Here is a 19,280-nt window from a genome sequence, read left to right on the forward strand (position 1 = left end):
ATGCAGCAGGAAACCGTGCTCCACAAGATTGTTCGCGACAAAGAAATTTGGGTCGCGGCGCGTAAAGAACAACAACCGCTGGCCAGCTTTCAAAATGAAATAACTCAGAGCCAGCGCAGTTTCTACCATGCCCTGCAAGGCGCAAGAACGGCCTTTATTCTGGAGTGCAAACAAGCCTCTCCGTCGAAAGGGAAGATCCGCGAAAACTTTGATCCGGTAGAAATCGCCAGCGTGTATAAAGACTACGCCTCCGCTATTTCCGTATTAACCGACGAAAAATACTTCCAGGGCAGTTTTGATTTCCTGCCTCTGGTCAGCAAAACCGCCACGCAGCCGGTGCTGTGCAAAGATTTCATTATCGACCCGTATCAGATCCATCTGGCCCGTTTCTATCAGGCCGATGCGATTCTGCTGATGCTGTCAGTTCTGGATGATGATCAGTACGTTCAACTTGCCGCCGTCGCCCACAGCCTGAATATGGGCGTGCTGACGGAAGCCAGTAATGAAGAAGAACTGGATCGCGCGGTGCAACTGAAAGCCAAAGTGGTCGGCATCAATAACCGTGATCTGCGCGATTTGTCTATCGATCTCAACCGCACCCGCGAGCTGGCCCCGCGTGTACCGCACGGTGTCACCGTCATCAGCGAATCGGGGATCAACACCTACGGGCAAATTCGTGAGCTGAGCCGCTTCGCCAATGGTTTCCTGATTGGCAGCGCGCTGATGTCTGAACAGAACCTGAACAGCGCGGTACGCCGTGTGCTGCTGGGCGATAATAAAGTCTGCGGGCTGACCCGAGCTCAGGACGCCCGGACCGCGCATGAAGCCGGTGCCATTTACGGCGGGTTGATTTTCGTCGAAGGGTCACCGCGTTTTGTGACACATACACTGGCGAAAGAAGTGCAGAACGGCGCACCGCTGAAATATGTCGGCGTATTCCGTGATGAACCGGTCAGCAACGTGGCTGAAACGGCTCAGACACTGAACCTGGCCGCCGTGCAGCTTCACGGCGAGGAAAGCCAGACGTACATCGATGAACTGCGTGCGGCGCTGCCAGACAATATTCAGATCTGGAAAGCGCTGAGCGTTAAAGACAGCATCCCGTCACGCGACCTGAATAATGTTGACCGCTACGTGCTGGACAACGGCAAAGGCGGCACCGGTTATCGTTTCGACTGGAGCAAGCTGGCCGGTCAGGATCTGAGCAACGTGCTGCTTGCCGGTGGTCTGAGCGCAGATAACTGCGTCGAAGCCGCGCAGCTCGGTTGCGCGGGGCTGGATTTCAATTCCGGTGTTGAAAGCGAGCCGGGCATCAAAGATGCCGAAAAAATCACCGCCGTATTCCAGACATTGCGGGCGTACTAAGCCGCACGCAATGACGCAAAAATTGACAGACAGGACGGAATATCATGACTTTACTTAATCCCTACTTTGGCGAATTTGGCGGCCAGTATGTGCCGCAAATTCTGATGCCTGCGCTGGCGCAGCTGGAAGAAGCTTTTGTCAGCGCACAGCGCGACCCTGAGTTTCAGGCTGAATTCATTGATTTACTGAAAAACTACGCAGGCCGCCCGACGGCGCTGACGCTGTGTAAAAACCTGACAGCTGGCACTAAAACCAAGCTGTACCTCAAGCGCGAAGATTTACTGCACGGCGGTGCGCACAAAACGAACCAGGTGTTGGGTCAGGCATTGCTGGCGAAACGTATGGGCAAAACGGAGATCATTGCTGAAACCGGCGCCGGTCAGCATGGCGTGGCGTCAGCACTGGCCTGTGCCCTGCTCGGCCTGAAATGCCGCATTTATATGGGCGCCAAAGACATCGAGCGTCAGTCCCCGAACGTGTTCCGTATGCGTCTGATGGGTGCGGAAGTGATCCCGGTGCACAGCGGCTCCTCCACGCTGAAAGATGCCTGTAACGAGGCGCTGCGCGACTGGTCTGGCAGCTATGAAACCGCCCACTATATGCTCGGCACCGCGGCAGGTCCGCATCCGTATCCGACTATCGTGCGTGAATTCCAGCGCATGATCGGCGAAGAAACCAAAGCGCAAATGCAGGAACGCGAAGGCTGCCTGCCGGATGCGGTGATCGCCTGTGTCGGCGGTGGTTCCAATGCCATCGGGATGTTTGCTGATTTCATCGACGACACCAGCGTGAAGCTGATTGGCGTTGAACCGGGCGGCCTGGGCATTGAAACCGGGCAGCACGGCGCGCCGCTGAAACACGGCCACGTGGGTATTTATTTTGGTATGAAAGCGCCCATGATGCAGACGTCAGAAGGCCAGATCGAAGAATCTTATTCTATCTCCGCCGGTCTGGATTTCCCGTCCGTCGGCCCGCAGCATGCGCATCTCAACAGCATTGGCCGTGCGGAATATGTCTCGATCACCGATGACGAAGCGCTGGAAGCCTTTAAAGCTTTGTCCCGCCATGAAGGGATTATTCCGGCACTGGAATCCTCACATGCGCTGGCACACGCACTGAAAATGATCAAAGAAACACCGGAGAAAGAACAAATTCTGGTGGTGAATCTGTCGGGTCGCGGTGACAAAGATATTTTCACCGTACATGACATCCTGACTGCCCGGGGAGAAATTTAATGGAACGTTATCAGCAATTATTCGCGCGTCTGGAAAGCAAAAAAGAAGGCGCGTTTGTTCCTTTCGTTACGCTTGGTGACCCGGGCGTTGAGCTGTCACTGTCAATTATTGATACGCTGATTGAAGCCGGTGCCGATGCGCTGGAACTGGGCATCCCGTTCTCCGATCCGCTGGCCGACGGCCCTGTTATCCAGAATGCTAACCTGCGTGCCTTTGCTGCCGGTGTGTCGCCGACGCAGTGCTTCAATATGCTGGCGCGCATTCGCGAAAAACATCCGGACATCCCCATTGGCCTGCTGATGTACGCTAATCTGGTTTTCCATAACGGCATTGAAACCTTCTATCAGCGTTGCGCTGAAGTGGGCGTCGATTCTGTGCTGGTGGCTGATGTGCCGTTCGAAGAGTCTGCGCCATTCCGTGCAGCCGCGCTGCGCCACGGTATCGCCCCCATCTTTATCTGTCCGCCTAATGCGTCAGACGATTTGCTGCGCGAGATCGCCTCGCACGGCCGCGGCTACACGTATTTGCTGTCACGCGCTGGCGTGACCGGCACTGAAAAGCGTGCGCTGACGCCTCTGAATCATCTGGTCGATAAGTTGCGTGAATATAACGCCGCGCCACCTCTGCAGGGCTTCGGTATTTCCGAACCTGCGCAGGTCAAAGAAACCCTGGCCGCAGGCGCAGCAGGGGCTATTTCCGGTTCTGCGACCGTGCGTATTATCGAAAACAATCTGCACCAGCCTTCCGAAATGCTGGCTCAGCTTTCCCGTTTCGTCAGTGAAATGAAAGCCGCCACCCGCGCATAACCGATATAAACAGAACGTGAGAGGTTAAAACACTCGCGTTCTGTCTCTTTTCACCTCTTTGCGATTTTTCTGCACTTAAATAGTTGCCTATTTATTTGTATAAACCCCATGAATAAACCAAACTAAAATCACTCACCAAGCCTATGATTATACGGGCTCTGACCGCATCGCTTGCGTGAGTTCAGGCCTTATGTGTACTGATCGTTTCTTTTGGTTTTATAACAAAGCATGGAGAGTTATTTATGAAGCTATTCAAGACCTTGTCTGCGTTCTGCATGGCAGCCGTTGTGGTAATGGCCGTTGCCGCCTGTGCGCCAACAAAAAAATCAGAAGGAACCGGCGGGTATATCGATGACACCGTGGTGACGACGAAAGTGAAATCAGCCTTGCTGGCAGATAAAACTATCGCATCGCGTGAAATCAGCGTCGAAACCTTTAAAGGTCGCGTACAGCTGAGTGGCTTTGTGACGTCAACTGCTGATGCTAACCGTGCGGTAGAAGTGACGCGCGGCGTGGCCGGTGTTCGTTCAATTGAGAACGACATGCGTCTGAAGTAATCAGGCTTGCCGGAAATAAACGTGAAAGAGGCGCCTGAGCGCCTCTTTTTTATGCCTGAATCGTCGATCAGAAACGGTAGCCGACGCCAAACATAAAGACCCACGGGTCAATCCGGGTGTTGATGTTTTGCTGCTCGCCACCGGCTTTGAATTTCACTTCCGTATCAATATCCATCCACCAGACAGACATGTTGATCAGCCAGTTCTCATCGAGGTTGTAGTCAAGACCGGCCTGCGTAGCCACGCCCCAGGAGTCTTTTACGCTCAGATCTGACAATCCCGCATCGCGGCCAGTCTGGTTGAAATTTGTGTCGTAAAAGGTGGTGTAGTTGATACCCACACCGAGGTACGGACGCAGTTTATCCAGCTTATCTCCGAAGTAGTACTGCGCCATCAGCGACGGCGGCAACTGTTTTACTTCCGCGATGGTGCCGGTGCTTTTCAGCCCGACTTTATGCTGAAACGGCGTGGCGGCCAGTAACTCGACGCCGATGTTATCGGTAAACATATAGCCGAGTGTCATGCCCATCTGCGTATTGTTATTGATATCAAAAGAACCCAGTCCAAGTACATTGTCTGATCCTTCGGTCGGACGAACCGTGGCTGTTCCTACGCGAAAAATCACATCCCCTGCCTGATGTGCGTTCGCCACTGCCGGAAGTGCCGCTGCCGCGACGAGTGCCCAATATGCTGCTTTCATTATCCCTTCCCTTTGTATGGATTAGTATTCGCCGCGCAAATGATACCCACTCTGTGGCATGGTTTGATCTACGCGGGATCACATCTTTAAAACAAATTTTCACAAATTGCATCTTTCGCAAACCGATCTAAATCTATAAAAACAAAGGAATTGATCTACATCAAAAACGAGGGAATTTGTTGAGTTCACAAATGCAGCGAATTTCTGTTGCTTAAAAAAAAGGCACTGCGTAGTTTGGACAGTTCTGTGGATTTTGGTTTGGTGCCGTAAAGGAGTCGGCCGCTTTCCAAAATGAGCGAAATGAACAATCCCTGTATGACCTGTGGCGCATGCTGTGCGTATTTCCGGGTATCCTTTTATTGGGCTGAATCTGAAGAGGCAGGCGGACAGGTTCCGCAGGCGCTGACAGAGCAAGTCACTCCCTTTTTGAGTTGTATGCAGGGCACTGGCAGTAAGTCACCGCGCTGTATCGCTCTGGAAGGTGAAGTGGGTCAGTCTGTTTCCTGTTCCATTTACCTTAACCGCCCCTCACCCTGCCGCGAATTCGATCAGTCGGGTTTGAATGACGTGAGTAACTCTGCCTGTGACCGCGCCCGTGCGCATTACGGCCTGCCCCCGCTGGAAGTGAATTTACCGTTACCTGATTTTGTTAGCTGAGGCTTCAGGCAGCAAATCATCATGCAAAATGACAGGAAGTCAGCGCAAAACTATCGGCGATAACCATTTAAAGGTTACAATCGCCGTCTTATTGTTTTTTGCTTTTTGCCAAGGAGCGTTCATGCCTATCACGGCCAGTACGTTGTACCGTGACAGTTTTAATTTTATGCGTAATCAGTTGGGTAGCATTTTGCTGCTCTGCGTGCTGACCGCATTAATTACCGTCATCTTGAACCAGATTTTCATGCCTGGCAGCGACCAGCTAAGCGTGCTCAGTGCAGGCAGCGACGATTTGCTGAGTAACACCGGCATGAGTATTCAGGAGCTGGTTCAAAGCATGTCGCCTGACCAGCAGAAAGTGTTGCTTCAGGTTTCTGCGGCGGCCACTTTTTCTGCGCTGATCGGCAATGTGTTACTGGTTGGCGGAATGTTAGTTCTGCTTCAGCAGGTTTCCGGCGGAATGCGGACCAGCGCGCTACGGGCACTTGGCGCTGCGGCACCGATTATGCCTCGCCTGTTCGGTCTGATGCTGATTTGTACGCTGCTGGTGCAACTGGGTCTGACATTGTTCGTCGTTCCGGGCATTGTGCTGGCGGTGGCGACGTCCCTGTCTCCGGTGCTGTGCGTTAATGAAAAACTCGGCGTGTTTAAATCCGTAAAAGTGAGCAGCAAACTGGCGTTCGCGAACCTGCGTTTAGTGGTTCCGGCGATCATGTTCTGGCTGGCAGCAAAAATGGTGCTGTTGCTGGTGGTGAGCCGCCTGGCGATGCTGTCTCCTGACGTCGCCGCGGTGATCCTGAGCGCGCTGAGCAATCTGGTTTCTGCCTTATTGCTGATTTATCTGTTCCGTCTTTACACAAAATTACGCGTGTAATATTTACAACTCTTTTTAAAGGGCGCTCAGGCGCCCTTTTCTTTTGTCCGCGAAATGATTCCGGTATAGTCATCCCATACATAAAACATGGAATGAAGTATGAAGCAGCTCCTCGATTTTCTTCCCCTGATTGTCTTTTTTGTGGTTTATAAGCTTTACGACATTTTCGTCGCATCAGGCGCGTTAATCGCTGCCACGGCGCTGGCGCTGGTCATCACCTGGGTGGTGTACCGTAAAATTGAAAAAATGACATTAATCACCTTTGCCATGGTTGCTGTGTTCGGCACCCTGACGCTGGTTTTCCATAATGATGAATTCATTAAATGGAAAGTGACCGTGATTTACGTGCTGTTCTCCGGCGCACTGCTGATAAGCCAGCTGGTGCTGAAAAAACCCCTGATTCAGCGAATGCTGGGCAAAGAACTGACATTACCCGATCACGTGTGGAATAAACTGAATGTCAGCTGGGCGATCTTTTTCCTGCTCTGCGGTCTGGCGAATATTTACGTCGCATTCTGGTTACCGCAAAATATCTGGGTTAACTTTAAAGTGTTCGGCCTGACGGTCCTGACGCTGGTATTTACCCTGCTGAGCGGGGTGTATATTTACCGGCATATGCCGGATGAAGAAAAAAAATAAGTGTTCTCCTGTCTGGGCCTTTCTCTGAAAGGCCTTAATTTTTGAAGTCATTGAACTGTGTGAAGCCACTCTCTATGAACGAAAAACATAGCTTACCTAATGGTGAAATGGTGCTGCGTACGCTGGCAATGCCCGCGGATACCAATGCGAATGGCGATATATTTGGCGGCTGGTTAATGTCGCAGATGGATATGGGGGGTGCGATTCAGGCCAAGGAGATCGCCAAAGGTCGCGTGGTGACAGTGCGGGTGGACGGCATGACGTTCCTCAAACCTGTCGCCGTGGGAGATGTTGTATGTTGCTACGCACGCTGCATCCGTACCGGCAACAGCTCCATCACCATCAATGTGGAAGTCTGGGTTAAGAAAGTCTCCTCCGAGCCCATCGGGCAGCGTTACAGAGCCACTGAAGCGGTCTTCACATATGTTGCCGTGGATGAAGAAGGCAAATCGCGCCAGTTGCCAGACGGTCGCAGTAATTTCAGCGTTGATTCTGATGGTGTGTCACAGGATTAATAAAACGCCGTTATGCTTTAGAAACAAAAAAAGGTCGCCTGTTAAAGGGCGACCTTTTTTATGCGTTACGGAAAAGCGTGGCTTATTCGACGGACGAACCCCCTTCCACTTTGAATACCAGATTAACCACCAGATTACTGGCAGCCTTCGGTTCATAGCGCCACTTACGCATCGCCTGCTTCACTTCGCGTTCAAACATATTGCGAGGTTCCGCTGAGAGAATACGCACATTCTCCACGCGACCGTCACTGTCTACATCAAACTGCACGCGGACACGGCCATCGATGCGCAACGCTAAAGCACGCGCCGGATAGAACGGTTTGCCACGTTCAAGAGGACGCGGACCGCTGGAACTTTGCGTGTTACTTGACGCTGGCGGCTGGTTGGCCGGTTTGGTCACGGGCTGATTGCTGGTCACCGGTGCCGTCTGAACCGTTTGTGTCGGCTTTTCTACCGGACGCTCAACGGGTTTTACCTTCGGCTTCACCACCGGTTTTTTAACCGGTTTCGGCTTAGGTTTTGGGGGTTCCGGGATCACCACGGCTTCCGGCGGCGGCGGTGGCTCTGGAACCACCTCCGGCTCTGGCTCAGGTTCCGGCGGTGTCGGTTCTGCCTGAGGCGGCGGCGGTGGTGGCGCAAAGTCAGCAGGATTGACCATCGTCACACTCATGACTTTCTGTTCCTGCACTGGCAGCTTGAGTGCGTCGCTCACCGTGACATAAAGCACAGCGGCAATAACTGCAGCATGTAAGCCGACGGAAAGTGCCACCGGCAAAGAAACCTTGCGAATAAACCTAAACTTTTTTAGCGGCATAATGATTCTTTTTCCCCGTGAAGCCGCAAGTTTAAATGTAAATAGCAATCATATTCAACACCGAGATGACAACTATTCTCAAATAACCTCTGCCTTGATCCCGCGCAAAGCACTTTCATCCGGCTTCAGGTTTAGCTATGTTAATTCTGCACATCACTCTGCCCGCACTGAACCCGGACAGAATGCTTATTAAAATCAAATTAAAGGTGGCTCATGCTTTACGTTATCTATTCTGAAGATGTTTCCGATTCACTGGAAAAACGCGCAGCGGCCCGCCCTGCACACATTGAACGTCTGAAAGCATTACATGACCAGGGACGCGTAGTGATTGCTGGCCCGACACCGGCCATTGACAGCGAAGATCCGGGTACCGCTGGCATGACCGGCTCGCTGGTAGTGATTGAGTTTGAAACGCTGGAAGAGGCAAAGGTCTGGGCAGATGCCGATCCGTATGTCGCGGCTGGCGTGTATAAATCCGTCACAGTAAAACCGTTCAAACGCGTTTTCTAAGGCCGGTGAGCGTCACGAACGCGACCCTCGTGACGCAATAACCCCGAAACCCGTCACAATGCTTTCATGGCTTCTGTGTTAGGATGTACACCCCTGCCCATGAGGTAAGCATTATGTCATTCTTCGACGGACTGAAGTTTCTAACCAGTAAAACCACGAAGGTTACCTGCCCGGAATGCGGTTATGTTGCTGAACAAATCAGCACCAAAGTTCGCAAAAACTCCACGCTGGTCTGTAAAAAATGTGGCGCGCTTTTTCAGCCTAAATCCCGCTAATCATGAACCCCATTCGTAGTTCACGGCATACAATGACAGGCGTTGATGTTGTTGATGGTGGATTTGACGAATACGGTAGATGTGACGATAGCGTCTCGACTGACCTTCCAGCCAGCGGCTTCTCCGGCGCTGAGTCTGGCGTAACATGCGCCAGCGACCGACTTCATTTTTACTGCGTTTCATACACCTGTGTCCCGTGGTGGCCGTCACTGTTCAATCATGAAAGAATAAGAACGGAAGAATTTAGCCGGGACATTATAGGCCGATGATCGTGTTATCCAAGTCTTGTTTCTCACCTTGTTGACCGTAATCAGCTAACCTTGAAGTCAGCACCCTGATGATTTTCTAATCACCGGGTTGCTTTAAGAGGTAGCTGATTGATTGGTGGGAAAAAGTTGGTTAAAAGAACTCCCCAAACACGTACACTTATGCCCATGGCTTTCGAACAGGATTTTTCGTCTTTATGACAACTTTTTATACGGTAATCAGCGGATTTCTGGTTTTTGGTTACTGGTTACTGATAGCCGGCGTGACGTTACGTATTTTAATGAAACGCCGCGCGGTGCCTTCTGCCATGGCGTGGCTGCTGATCATTTACATCATTCCTCTGGTCGGAATTATTGCTTATCTGTCGTTTGGTGAATTGCATCTGGGCAAACGTCGCGCCGAGCGGGCGAAAGCGATGTGGCCTTCCACGGCTCGCTGGCTGAACGATTTGAAAGAGTGCCAGCGAATTTTCGCGACCGAAAACAGCGAAATCGCCGCGTCATTATTCCAGCTGTGCGAGCGTCGTCAGGGCATTGCGGGTGTCAAAGGGAATCAGCTGCAACTGCTGACCACCAGCGATGACGTCCTCAAGGCGATGATGCGCGACATTGAACTGGCACGCAGCAATATTGAGATGGTTTTCTATATCTGGCAGCCCGGCGGACTGGTGGATCAGGTCGCAGAATCGCTGATGGCGGCTTCTCGTCGCGGTATTCATTGCCGCCTGATGCTGGACTCTGCGGGCAGCGTGGCCTTCTTCCGCAGCCCGTATCCGGCAATGATGCGTAATGCCGGTATCGAAGTGGTCGAAGCGTTGCAGGTTAATCTTTTCCGTGTATTCCTGCGCCGTATGGATTTGCGTCAGCACCGCAAAGTAGTGCTGATCGATAACTATGTGGCTTACACCGGCAGCATGAACATGGTCGATCCCCGCTTCTTCAAACAGGATGCCGGTGTCGGCCAGTGGGTTGATCTGATGGCGCGCATGGAAGGCCCGGTCGCCACCACCATGGGCATCGTCTACTCCTGTGACTGGGAGATTGAAACCGGTAAACGCATTCTGCCGCCCGAACCAGATCTCAACCAGATGCCGTTCGAGCAGGAAAGTGGCCATACTATTCAGGTTATCGCCTCCGGGCCGGGTTTCCCGGAAGATATGATCCACCAGGCGTTGCTGACCGCGACCTATTCCGCTCGCGAACAACTGGTGATGACCACACCGTATCTGGTGCCAAGCGATGATCTGCTGCATGCGATTTGTACCGCCGCCCAGCGCGGGGTGGACGTCAGTATCATTCTGCCGATGAAAAACGATTCAATGATGGTGGATTGGGCGAGCAAAGCGTTCTTCGGAGAATTACTGGAAGCCGGTGTCAAAATTTACCAGTTCGAAGACGGTCTGCTGCATACCAAAAGTATTCTTGTCGATGGGCAGTTGAGTCTGGTCGGTACAGTGAATCTGGATATGCGCAGCCTGTGGCTGAATTTCGAGATAACGCTGGTGATAGATGACGCCGGATTTGGTGATGATCTTGGCCGTGTTCAGGACGATTATATTGCCCGTTCGCACCTGCTGGATGTCGAAGCCTGGCTCAAACGGCCTTTCTGGCACCGTATCGTCGAGCGTTTGTTCTACTTTTTCAGTCCGCTGCTGTAAATGCCGGATTGGGCGTGGTGTAATAGACGCAGTACCGGCTTTTTTGATGCCTGAATACACTTTTTGTAAATGAGAACGCTATGGACCTGAATAATCGCCTGACCGAAGACGAAACGCTTGAGCAAGCCTATGATATCTTTCTGGAACTGGCCGGAGATAACCTCGACCCCGCAGATATCCTGATCTTCAATCTGCAATTTGAAGAACGCGGCGGCGCTGAGTTGTACGATCCGGCAGAAGACTGGGTGGATCACGTCGATTTCGATCTGAATCCAGACTTCTTCGCCGAAGTGGTGATTGGTCTGGCTGATGCTGAAGACCAGCCGATCAATGATATTTTTGCCCGCGTACTGCTGTGCCGCGAGAAAGATCACAAGCTCTGCCATATTCTCTGGAAAGAGTAATCTTAAAAGCTGCATGAAAAAAAACCTGCCACCGGCAGGTTTTTTTATGCTTTGCGTCTGAGCGATTTATCAGAGCGGGTCGACTTTCAGGCAGGAAACCGCATGGCGGAAACTGCCTTCAAGCAACGGACGGGTGATCGCACATTCCGGACCGGCAATCGGACAGCGTGTGCGGAAAACGCAGCCTGACGGCGGGTTGATCGGCGAAGGCAATTCCCCTTCCAGCAACTGAATGACTTTGTTGCGCTCTTTATCCGGATCGGGAACCGGCACCGCTGACATCAGCGCGCGGGTGTACGGATGCTGAGGATTGTTGTACACCTCATCATAGGTCCCCAGCTCAACAGCGTGGCCCAGATACATGACCAGAACACGGTCGGAGATATGTTTCACCACGGCCAGATCGTGCGCGATGAAGATCAGGGATAACCCCATTTCGCGCTGCAACTGTTGCAGCAGGTTAACCACCTGCGCCTGAATAGAAACGTCGAGAGCGGAAACCGGTTCGTCACAGATAATCAGTTTCGGCTCAAGGATCAGTGCGCGTGCAATACCGATACGCTGACACTGACCGCCGGAGAATTCATGCGGATAGCGGTTGATCAGGTTAGGCAACAGCCCGACCTTCAGCATCATCGCCTTCACTTTCTCTTTCACCTCTAAACGAGGCATATTCGGGTTATAGGTTTTCAGCGGTTCGGCGATAATCTCCCCGATGGTCATACGTGGATTCAATGACGCCAGCGGATCCTGGAAAATCATCTGAATGTCACTGCGGGTTTTACGCCACTCGTTATCAGACATATTCAGCAGGTCTTTGCCAAGCCACGCCACACGGCCATCGGTCGCTTTTACCAAGCCGATCAGCGCACGGGCAAAGGTGGATTTGCCACAACCGGACTCCCCCACGACGCCCAGCGTTTCCCCTTCATACAGACGCAGCGTCACGCCATCGACCGCTTTCAGGGTTTTCGAAGGCTGCCAGAACCACTGTTTACCATCTTTGATGTCGAAATGGACTTTGAGATCGGCCACTTCGAGCAGGACTTTTTTCTCCGGCGCATGGGTGTTCATTGCCGCGCTGTCCATGATTGTATTGTCTGTCATACCAGTTCCTCCAGCGGCTTGTAGCACGCACGCAAACGACCATCACCGAAACGCTCAAGTGGAGGCGCAGTGGCACAAATATCCATCGAGTGCGGACAACGTGGCTGGAACGGACAGCCTTTAGGCAGGCGCAGCAAGTTCGGCGGGTTACCCGGAATGGTCATCATCGCGCCACCTTCCGCATCAAGACGCGGAACGGCATTCAGCAAACCAATGGAATACGGGTGGCAAGGCTCGTAGAAAACGTCGCGGGCGCGACCATATTCCATGGTACGTCCTGCGTACATGACCAGCACTTTGTCACAGATACCGGCAACAACGCCCAGATCGTGGGTGATCATGATAATCGCCGTATTGAACTCGGCTTTCAGCTCATTCAGCAGCGTCATGATCTGAGCCTGAACAGTCACGTCGAGGGCCGTGGTCGGTTCGTCAGCAATCAGCAGCTTCGGACGGCACAACAGCGCCATCGCAATCATCACACGCTGACGCATGCCGCCGGAAAACTCGTGCGGGAACATCTTCATACGCTTGCGGGCTTCCGGCATTTTCACCGCGTCCAGCATGCGCACAGATTCTTCGAAAGCCTCACGTTTGCTGAGATTTTTGTGCAGTATCAGCACTTCCATCAGCTGCTCACCCACACGCATGTAAGGGTTCAGTGAGGTCATCGGATCCTGAAAAATCATCGAAATCTGTTCGGCGCGCAGCTTGTTCAGCTCTTTTTGCGGCAGATTGAGAATTTCGCGGCCGTTGAATTTAGCCGAGCCTTCAATGCGACCGTTGCTCGCCAGCAACCCCATCAGCGCAAACGCAGTCTGAGATTTACCGGAGCCGGATTCGCCAACGATCCCCAGGGTTTCGCCAGCGCGCAGATCAAAGTTAAGATCGTTAACCGCAGTCACATCACCGTCCGGAGTTTCGAACGTGACGCGCAGGTCTTTAACATCAAGCAGCGTCTGCCCGTTCGCAGCGTGCGATGACGCGGCATTCGCCTGAATTTGTTCAATGGTGCTCATGATTGCACTCCTTAACGATCTTTCGGGTCGAGGGCATCACGCAGGCCATCGCCGATAAAATTGAAACAAAACAGAGTTACAACCAGGAAGCCTGCCGGGAACAGCAGTAACCAAGGTGAAACTTCCATCGAGTTGGCACCGTCACTCAGTAACGCGCCCCAACTGCTCAGCGGCTCCTGCGTACCCAGACCCAAGAAGCTCAGGAAGGATTCGAACAGGATCATGCTTGGCACCAGCAGCGACGCATAGACCACGACGACACCCAGTACGTTAGGAACAATGTGACGCAATACGATATTTCTCGTACTCACACCACTGACCAGCGCCGCTTCGATGAATTCTTTACGTTTCAGGCTGAGGGTCTGACCACGCACGATACGCGCCATGTCCAGCCACGACACCATGCCGATCGCAACGAATATCAGCAGGATATTTTGCCCGAAGAAGGTCACCAGCAGGATAACGAAGAACATGAACGGGAAGGAGTTGAGGATTTCCAGCAAACGCATCATAGCGGAGTCAATTTTGCCGCCCAGGTAGCCGGACAAAGACCCGTAGAGAGTCCCGAGGATCACCGCCACCAGTGCAGCAGCAACGCCGACCATCAGGGAGATTCGCCCACCGATCGCCACACGCACCAGTAAGTCACGGCCTGATGAGTCAGTACCGAAAAAGTGGTGAGAAGCCATATCAGGCGCGGCTGACATCATGTTCCAGTCAGTATCATCGTAGGCAAACTGCGACAGCAACGGGGCAAATGCCACGAACAGCGCAATAAAGGCCAGAACGATCAGACTGGTTACCGCTGCGCGGTTATGCATAAAGCGACGACGTGCGTCCTGCCACAAGCTGCGGCCTTCAACTTCCAGTTTTTCGCTGAAGTTCTCGACAACGTCGCTGTTTTTCTTACTTAACATCATTGACGTACTCCGGCATTAATAACGGATTTTCGGGTCGATGACGGCGTACAGCACGTCAACGATCGCATTGAATAAAATGGTCAATGCGCCCACTAAAATAGTCAGGCTCAATACCAGTGAGTAGTCACGGTTTAAAGCGCCGTTAACAAACAACTGGCCGATGCCCGGCAATCCGAAAATGCTCTCGATAACCATCGAACCGGTGATGATCCCAACGAATGCTGGCCCCATGTAGGACAGCACCGGCAGCAGCGCAGGTTTCAGTGCATGGCGCAAAATAATGCGATGCAACGGCAAGCCTTTGGCGCGGGCTGTACGGATAAAGTTGGAGTGCAGAATTTCGATCATCGAACCACGGGTGATACGCGCGATACTGGCGATATAGGCCAGTGACAAGGCGACCATCGGCAGGATCATGTATTTCACCCCACCGCCGTTCCAGCCGCCGCCCGGCAGCCATTTCAGCGTGATGGCAAATATCAGCACCAGTAATGGCGCGACCACGAAACTGGGGATAACCACCCCGGTCATGGCGACCCCCATCACCGTATAGTCCCACTTGGTGTTTTGATTCAGCGCAGCAATAACGCCCGCCGTCACACCAAACACAATCGCCATAATGAATGCCGCCAGGCCTAATTTCGCCGAAACCGGGAAAGAAGCCGCGACCAGATCATTGACGGTGTAATCCTTGTATTTGAACGACGGGCCAAAGTCACCTTTCGCCAGTTGTTCTAAATAATTGAAATACTGCTTATAGATTGGATCATTGAGGTGATATTTCGCCTCAATGTTGGCCATAACTTCTGGCGGAAGATTACGCTCACCCGTAAAAGGGCTACCGGGGGCGAGACGCATCATAAAAAACGAAATTGTGATCAAAATGAATAGCGTCGGAATCGCTTCCAGACAGCGGCGTAAAATAAACTTTAACATTGCCCGTACCTGTTTCTAAGCCTGTCACTACAGCTTGATAGTTTTGGCTTGGTCACGATGCCCCGCGTGTGTGGGTCATCGTGGTGGCTCTTTGCTTTGGCACTGAACGTCAGCGCTAAGAACATTACTTACATCAAATAAAAAACAGGGCAGCTCGGGGATGCCCTGTTATTTTCACTGATTAGTGTTTGATGATGTACAGATCTTTCACGTAGACGTTGTCCTGTGGATCTTTACCGGTGTAACCGCCAACGTAAGGTTTCACCAGACGCGCGTTCACGTAGTAATAAACAGGCACGATAACGGAATCTTTATCCAGCTGAGTTTCAGCTTTCTGATACAGATCAGCACGCTCGTCATCCGTCTTCGCAGTCAGAGTGTCAGCAATCGCTTTATCAAACGCTGCGCTCTTATAGTGAGAGGTGTTGTTGCTGCTGTCAGACAGCATGGTGTTCAGGAAAGAAGAAGGTTCGTTGTAGTCAGAGCACCAGCCGGCACGCGCCACATCGAAGTTGCCCTGATGACGGCTGTCCAGGAAGGTTTTCCACTCCTGGTTAACAAGTTTCACGTCAACGCCCAGGTTTTTCTTCCAGATAGCCGCTGCGGCGATCGCCAGTTTTTTATGCAGGTCAGAGGTGTTGTACAGCAGTTCGAAGGTCAGAGGTTTAGCCGGTGTGTAACCCGCTTCAGCCAGCAGTTTTTTCGCTTCGGTGTTGCGCTGATCCTGAGTCTCTTTGAACCAGGCCGGAGGCGTCAGTTTCGCGCCGTCTGTGTAAGGAGGAGTGTAGCTGTAGGCTGGCAGGTCGCCCTGCGCTTTCACCTTGTTCACGATGATGTCGCGATCCAGGCCCAGTTTCAGTGCTTCACGAACGCGTGAATCAGTGAATGGTGCTTTCTGGTTGTTGATTTCGTAGTAGTAAGTACACAGGTACGGGTCAACATGAACTTCGGTAGGGATTTCTTTTTTCAGCTTCTGGAACAGTTCAATCGGCATGTTGTTGTAAGTCATGTCGATTTCGCCACTGCGGTAGCGGTTAACGTCTGTCACTTCTGAAGAAATTGGCAGATAGGTAACCTGGTTAATCACGGTTTTGGCGTTGTCCCAGTAAGTCGGGCTACGTTCGAGCACGATACGTTCGTTGACGGTCCATGCTTTCAGTTTGTATGCGCCATTGCTGACGTAGTTTTCTGGTTGAGTCCATTTGTCGCCAAATTTCTCAACAACACTTTTGTTCACCGGCTTCATCGCGGTGTGAGACAGCATTTTGACAAAATACGGTACTGGCTCAGTCAGGGTCACTTGCAGAGTATGGTCATCAATCGCTTTCACACCCAGCGTATCAGGGCTTTTTTTACCACTGATGATGTCATCGATGTTTTCGATGTGGCCGTATTGCAGGTAGCTTTCATAAGGAGAGGCGGTTTTTGGGTCAGCCAGGCGCTGCCAGCTGTATACGAAATCCTGAGCAGTCACAGGATCGCCATTTGACCATTTTGCTTCCGGACGCAGGTGGAAGGTCCAGACTTTGAAATCTTTATTATCCCAGCTGGTGGCAACACCAGGGATCACACTGCCGTCTTTGCTGTCGGTATTGACCAGGCCTTCCATCAGATCACGGATCACGTTGGATTCAGGTACGCCTTCCACTTTATGCGGATCAAGGGACTGTACTTCTGAACCGTTGTTACGTACCAGCTCTTGCTTGTCTGACAGGGTCACGCCTGCAGGCACGGTGGCTGCAAAGGCGGTATTAATGGAAATGGCGCCAACCGCAGCCATGATGCAGGCAGCCAGCAGATTTTTTTTTGTGATGTTGGTCATTGTCATTCAACTCCAATTTTTATTATGAACTTGCACACTCTGGCGCAAGATAAACCCTTACTGCGTCTACGGGTTTCACAAGCAGGAACGAATTGCTCAAGAAAGGCCCCCATTCAGTAACCATCCGCGGATGGCTTCCCCTATTACTGCGTGAAGCAAGTGAAACGTCAGGCTGTTAAGCGCCATGCGGTTTCAGAGATCGTTAAGGAAGATCTCCTCCATTTGACTTACCCCGTTTATCACCGGCATTCATTCCGGAGGTACACCAGGCAGTCGCATACTGATATTCCTAATGGCTTTAAATAAAATTTTTTGGCTGTCACCGGTAAAGGTGAAAGCATTTCCGCCGTCATCAAACGTCAGAAATCAATTAAGAAGAAGAACTGAAGATTTGTTTTGCTGAGCGGGAAGATTCAACTCAGAGCTGTGTAATGGCGGTAACGCAAAGATCGTGTTCCTGCGAAAAGAAAACGACTGAGGATAATTTTGCGGTACGTATTGCGACACTTTGCTCTCCAAAAACAAATGAAATTGCTTCAATCTTTCTGTGCCTTGCAAGATTCGTTCTCACTTAGAGCATGACTCTACACAATTTTCCATTTGTTAAGACGATTTGAAAATTATCAGAACCCCGATACCGGCGCCAATTAATTTTGCAAATTTGTTACGCAATTCTCTTTTATACGTTACTAAGCTTTTGAGCGCCCAAGATACCTACACCGTGAAACAGCAGGTAACTTGCTGTTTAAACTCATCTTAAATGCAATTTACAGGTCCGAAATCTCCTGCGAGGTTGCTCAAGAACTCGACTGACACAATCAGTTAACATTCTGACGATTTCAAGGATAAAGCCCTGTTAACTGCTGTGTTAACACTAATAACATCTCGATACGGCCTGCACAAGCCTTACAGAATGATGTGGATAAATTAACGGCAATACGGGCAGTAAAGGAGGGGTTTTAGCAAAAAAATAGCTAAGTTTATTAGAAGAAATGAAGGCTTGGATTCAAAAGAAGTCTGAGAAGGGAGTTTACGCCACATTAGGGTGCAAATGCTCTTATTTACACCATTAGCTGCACTATATTAATGCATTCGATTATAAGCAGACGTAATAATTATCACGAAATCACGTTTATGATCTCGTGATAATTTGGCTGCGTATTGATTAGAGAAGGCCGGGGAAAATAGCTTTGATTCCCGTCACAATAAATTCGATGCCCAAAGACATCAGTAACAACCCCATGATTCGGGTAATCACGTTGATGCCCGTCTGCCCCAGTAAACGAACCAACAGCGGTGCCGCACGGAACAGAAGCCAGCAACAAAAGGCAAAGAAGATGATCGCCAGCGTAAGACCCAGCAGATTCTGCCAGCCGTTATAGCGGGAACTCCAGACAATCGTAGAACTGATTGCCCCTGGCCCTGCCATCAAGGGTAATGCCAAAGGCACTACACCGACATTTTCACGGATCGCAGTTTCCGACTTCTCTTGTTTGTTCTGCTTATCTTCACCGAGCTTGCCGCTGATCATCGACATCGCAATGGTCACAACCAGAATGCCGCCTGCGATGCGGAATGAATCAATGGAAATCCCAAACAGATGCAGAATGGCATCGCCGAGGAACAACGCTGTCGACAATATAATGGCGACGGATAAGTTAGCCGTCATGTTGGTCTTATTACGACCGGCGGCAGCCTGATAGCTGGTCATACTAATGAAGACAGGCAGGATCCCTACCGGGTTAACCAGCGCGAACAACCCGACGAAAAATTTGATATAGCCTGAAAAATCTAATAAAGATTGGCTCACGCAGAACTCCGCACAAATTGCCAGTAGATGAAGGTCTTGATGGGGCGCTAATGTACTGGAATTGCAAAGATGGCGCCACGTCGTTTCATGGTATTTATCACCAGAATTTCATTAAAAAGCAGTGAATGACACTTTTGTTAAAAAAGTGTAATATTACTGCCTCAAAAAGCCGTTAAGTTGTAGATAGTTTCCACTTTTTTGATAATCATTCTTATTAAACCCCAGCTGAAAGGAGTCAGCATTGGTGTTTAGTGATCCAGATCAAATTCCCTCTGCCTACAAATAGGTAAGCTTTGCGCATAGTCACTCACCGGTACTTGCGAACACTCTCTGAGATAAACGTTCACAAAATGGCGCGGAATGACAATTTATCTACTCTGGGTGCTACACG

At 51.2% G+C, this 19,280-nt stretch carries 21 protein-coding genes; 12 read left to right on the top strand and 9 right to left on the bottom strand.

The window, feature by feature from the left end; all coding sequences use genetic code 11:
* The 4 genes from trpCF (at position 1) to ED901_RS07715 (ending at position 3,963) form a co-directional block, all read left to right on the top strand.
* Positions 1-1,365 carry a bifunctional indole-3-glycerol-phosphate synthase TrpC/phosphoribosylanthranilate isomerase TrpF gene (gene trpCF / locus ED901_RS07700; RefSeq protein WP_122095513.1) on the top strand — a complete coding sequence of 455 codons (1,365 nt, stop codon included), beginning with the start codon at positions 1-3 and terminating at the stop codon, positions 1,363-1,365.
* 41 nt (positions 1,366-1,406) lie between these two features.
* Entirely contained in the window at positions 1,407-2,600 is a 1,194-nt protein-coding gene (trpB, locus tag ED901_RS07705; protein WP_183848127.1) for a tryptophan synthase subunit beta, read from the top strand.
* Complete coding sequence (gene trpA, locus ED901_RS07710; RefSeq protein ID WP_122095514.1) at positions 2,600-3,406, top strand: tryptophan synthase subunit alpha; 807 nt, start codon at positions 2,600-2,602, stop codon at positions 3,404-3,406. The genes trpB and trpA overlap by 1 nt, the downstream gene beginning before the upstream one ends.
* Positions 3,407-3,648: 242 nt before the next feature.
* The gene (locus tag ED901_RS07715; RefSeq protein WP_056780743.1) at positions 3,649-3,963 is read left to right on the top strand and encodes a BON domain-containing protein; all 315 of its coding nucleotides are present in this window, start codon (positions 3,649-3,651) and stop codon (positions 3,961-3,963) included.
* Positions 3,964-4,030: 67 nt separating this feature from the next.
* Here the strand turns inward: ED901_RS07715 and ompW are convergent, their stop codons facing one another.
* On the bottom strand, positions 4,031-4,663 hold the full coding sequence (ompW, locus tag ED901_RS07720; RefSeq protein WP_122095515.1) for an outer membrane protein OmpW: 633 nt from the start codon (positions 4,661-4,663) through the stop codon (positions 4,031-4,033).
* A gap of 291 nt (positions 4,664-4,954) precedes the next feature.
* On the opposite strand from ompW, the gene ED901_RS07725 reads away from it, so the two are divergent.
* The 4 genes from ED901_RS07725 (at position 4,955) to yciA (ending at position 7,348) form a co-directional block, all read left to right on the top strand.
* A complete protein-coding gene (locus ED901_RS07725; RefSeq protein WP_056780749.1) occupies positions 4,955-5,320 on the top strand; it encodes a YkgJ family cysteine cluster protein in 366 nt (121 codons plus the stop codon).
* A 121-nt stretch (positions 5,321-5,441) separates the two neighbouring features.
* On the top strand, positions 5,442-6,194 hold the full coding sequence (locus tag ED901_RS07730; protein ID WP_056780752.1) for a YciC family protein: 753 nt from the start codon (positions 5,442-5,444) through the stop codon (positions 6,192-6,194).
* A 99-nt stretch (positions 6,195-6,293) separates the two neighbouring features.
* Positions 6,294-6,833 carry a septation protein A gene (locus ED901_RS07735; protein WP_056780754.1) on the top strand — a complete coding sequence of 180 codons (540 nt, stop codon included), beginning with the start codon at positions 6,294-6,296 and terminating at the stop codon, positions 6,831-6,833.
* Positions 6,834-6,907: 74 nt separating this feature from the next.
* Positions 6,908-7,348, top strand: coding sequence for an acyl-CoA thioester hydrolase YciA (gene yciA / locus ED901_RS07740; RefSeq protein ID WP_056780758.1), 441 nt, complete (start codon positions 6,908-6,910; stop codon positions 7,346-7,348).
* Between the two features lie 82 nt (positions 7,349-7,430).
* On the opposite strand, the gene ED901_RS07745 is transcribed toward yciA, so the two are convergent.
* On the bottom strand, positions 7,431-8,162 hold the full coding sequence (locus tag ED901_RS07745; protein WP_122095516.1) for an energy transducer TonB: 732 nt from the start codon (positions 8,160-8,162) through the stop codon (positions 7,431-7,433).
* Between the two features lie 213 nt (positions 8,163-8,375).
* Here ED901_RS07745 and ED901_RS07750 point away from each other — a divergent pair, with 213 nt between their 5' ends.
* Positions 8,376-8,672, top strand: a complete 297-nt coding sequence (locus tag ED901_RS07750) for a YciI family protein (RefSeq protein WP_056780765.1) — start codon at positions 8,376-8,378, stop codon at positions 8,670-8,672.
* Between the two features lie 113 nt (positions 8,673-8,785).
* A complete protein-coding gene (locus ED901_RS25340; RefSeq protein ID WP_217204059.1) occupies positions 8,786-8,947 on the top strand; it encodes a YnfU family zinc-binding protein in 162 nt (53 codons plus the stop codon).
* Here ED901_RS25340 and ED901_RS07755 read toward each other — a convergent pair whose 3' ends face one another.
* Positions 8,948-9,130, bottom strand: a complete 183-nt coding sequence (locus ED901_RS07755; protein ID WP_056780770.1) for a YciY family protein — start codon at positions 9,128-9,130, stop codon at positions 8,948-8,950. It abuts the gene before it with no gap.
* Positions 9,131-9,410: 280 nt separating this feature from the next.
* On the opposite strand from ED901_RS07755, the gene cls reads away from it, so the two are divergent.
* Together cls and ED901_RS07765 are read left to right on the top strand one after the other, a co-directional pair.
* On the top strand, positions 9,411-10,871 hold the full coding sequence (gene cls, locus ED901_RS07760; protein WP_056780773.1) for a cardiolipin synthase: 1,461 nt from the start codon (positions 9,411-9,413) through the stop codon (positions 10,869-10,871).
* 80 nt (positions 10,872-10,951) lie between these two features.
* The gene (locus ED901_RS07765) at positions 10,952-11,275 is read left to right on the top strand and encodes an HI1450 family dsDNA-mimic protein (RefSeq protein WP_056780777.1); all 324 of its coding nucleotides are present in this window, start codon (positions 10,952-10,954) and stop codon (positions 11,273-11,275) included.
* A gap of 69 nt (positions 11,276-11,344) precedes the next feature.
* On the opposite strand, the gene oppF is transcribed toward ED901_RS07765, so the two are convergent.
* From oppF to ED901_RS07795, 6 genes are all read right to left on the bottom strand, one after another.
* Entirely contained in the window at positions 11,345-12,349 is a 1,005-nt protein-coding gene (oppF, locus tag ED901_RS07770) for a murein tripeptide/oligopeptide ABC transporter ATP binding protein OppF (protein ID WP_056781023.1), read from the bottom strand.
* Between the two features lie 29 nt (positions 12,350-12,378).
* Complete coding sequence (locus ED901_RS07775) at positions 12,379-13,401, bottom strand: ABC transporter ATP-binding protein (RefSeq protein ID WP_056780780.1); 1,023 nt, start codon at positions 13,399-13,401, stop codon at positions 12,379-12,381.
* A gap of 11 nt (positions 13,402-13,412) precedes the next feature.
* Positions 13,413-14,321, bottom strand: coding sequence for an oligopeptide ABC transporter permease OppC (gene oppC, locus ED901_RS07780; RefSeq protein ID WP_056780783.1), 909 nt, complete (start codon positions 14,319-14,321; stop codon positions 13,413-13,415).
* Between the two features lie 15 nt (positions 14,322-14,336).
* Positions 14,337-15,257 (bottom strand): oligopeptide ABC transporter permease OppB, encoded by a 921-nt coding sequence (gene oppB, locus ED901_RS07785; RefSeq protein ID WP_056780787.1) that lies wholly within the window; start codon positions 15,255-15,257, stop codon positions 14,337-14,339.
* Positions 15,258-15,438: 181 nt separating this feature from the next.
* Positions 15,439-17,079 carry an oligopeptide ABC transporter substrate-binding protein OppA gene (oppA, locus tag ED901_RS07790; RefSeq protein ID WP_122095517.1) on the bottom strand — a complete coding sequence of 547 codons (1,641 nt, stop codon included), beginning with the start codon at positions 17,077-17,079 and terminating at the stop codon, positions 15,439-15,441.
* A gap of 1,165 nt (positions 17,080-18,244) precedes the next feature.
* The gene (locus ED901_RS07795) at positions 18,245-18,889 is read right to left on the bottom strand and encodes a YchE family NAAT transporter (protein ID WP_056780794.1); all 645 of its coding nucleotides are present in this window, start codon (positions 18,887-18,889) and stop codon (positions 18,245-18,247) included.
* Between the last annotated feature and the right edge of the window lie 391 nt (positions 18,890-19,280).

The organism is Rahnella sp. Larv3_ips (assembly GCF_003697865.1).
Taxonomy (GTDB): Bacteria; Pseudomonadota; Gammaproteobacteria; order Enterobacterales; family Enterobacteriaceae; genus Rahnella; species Rahnella rivi.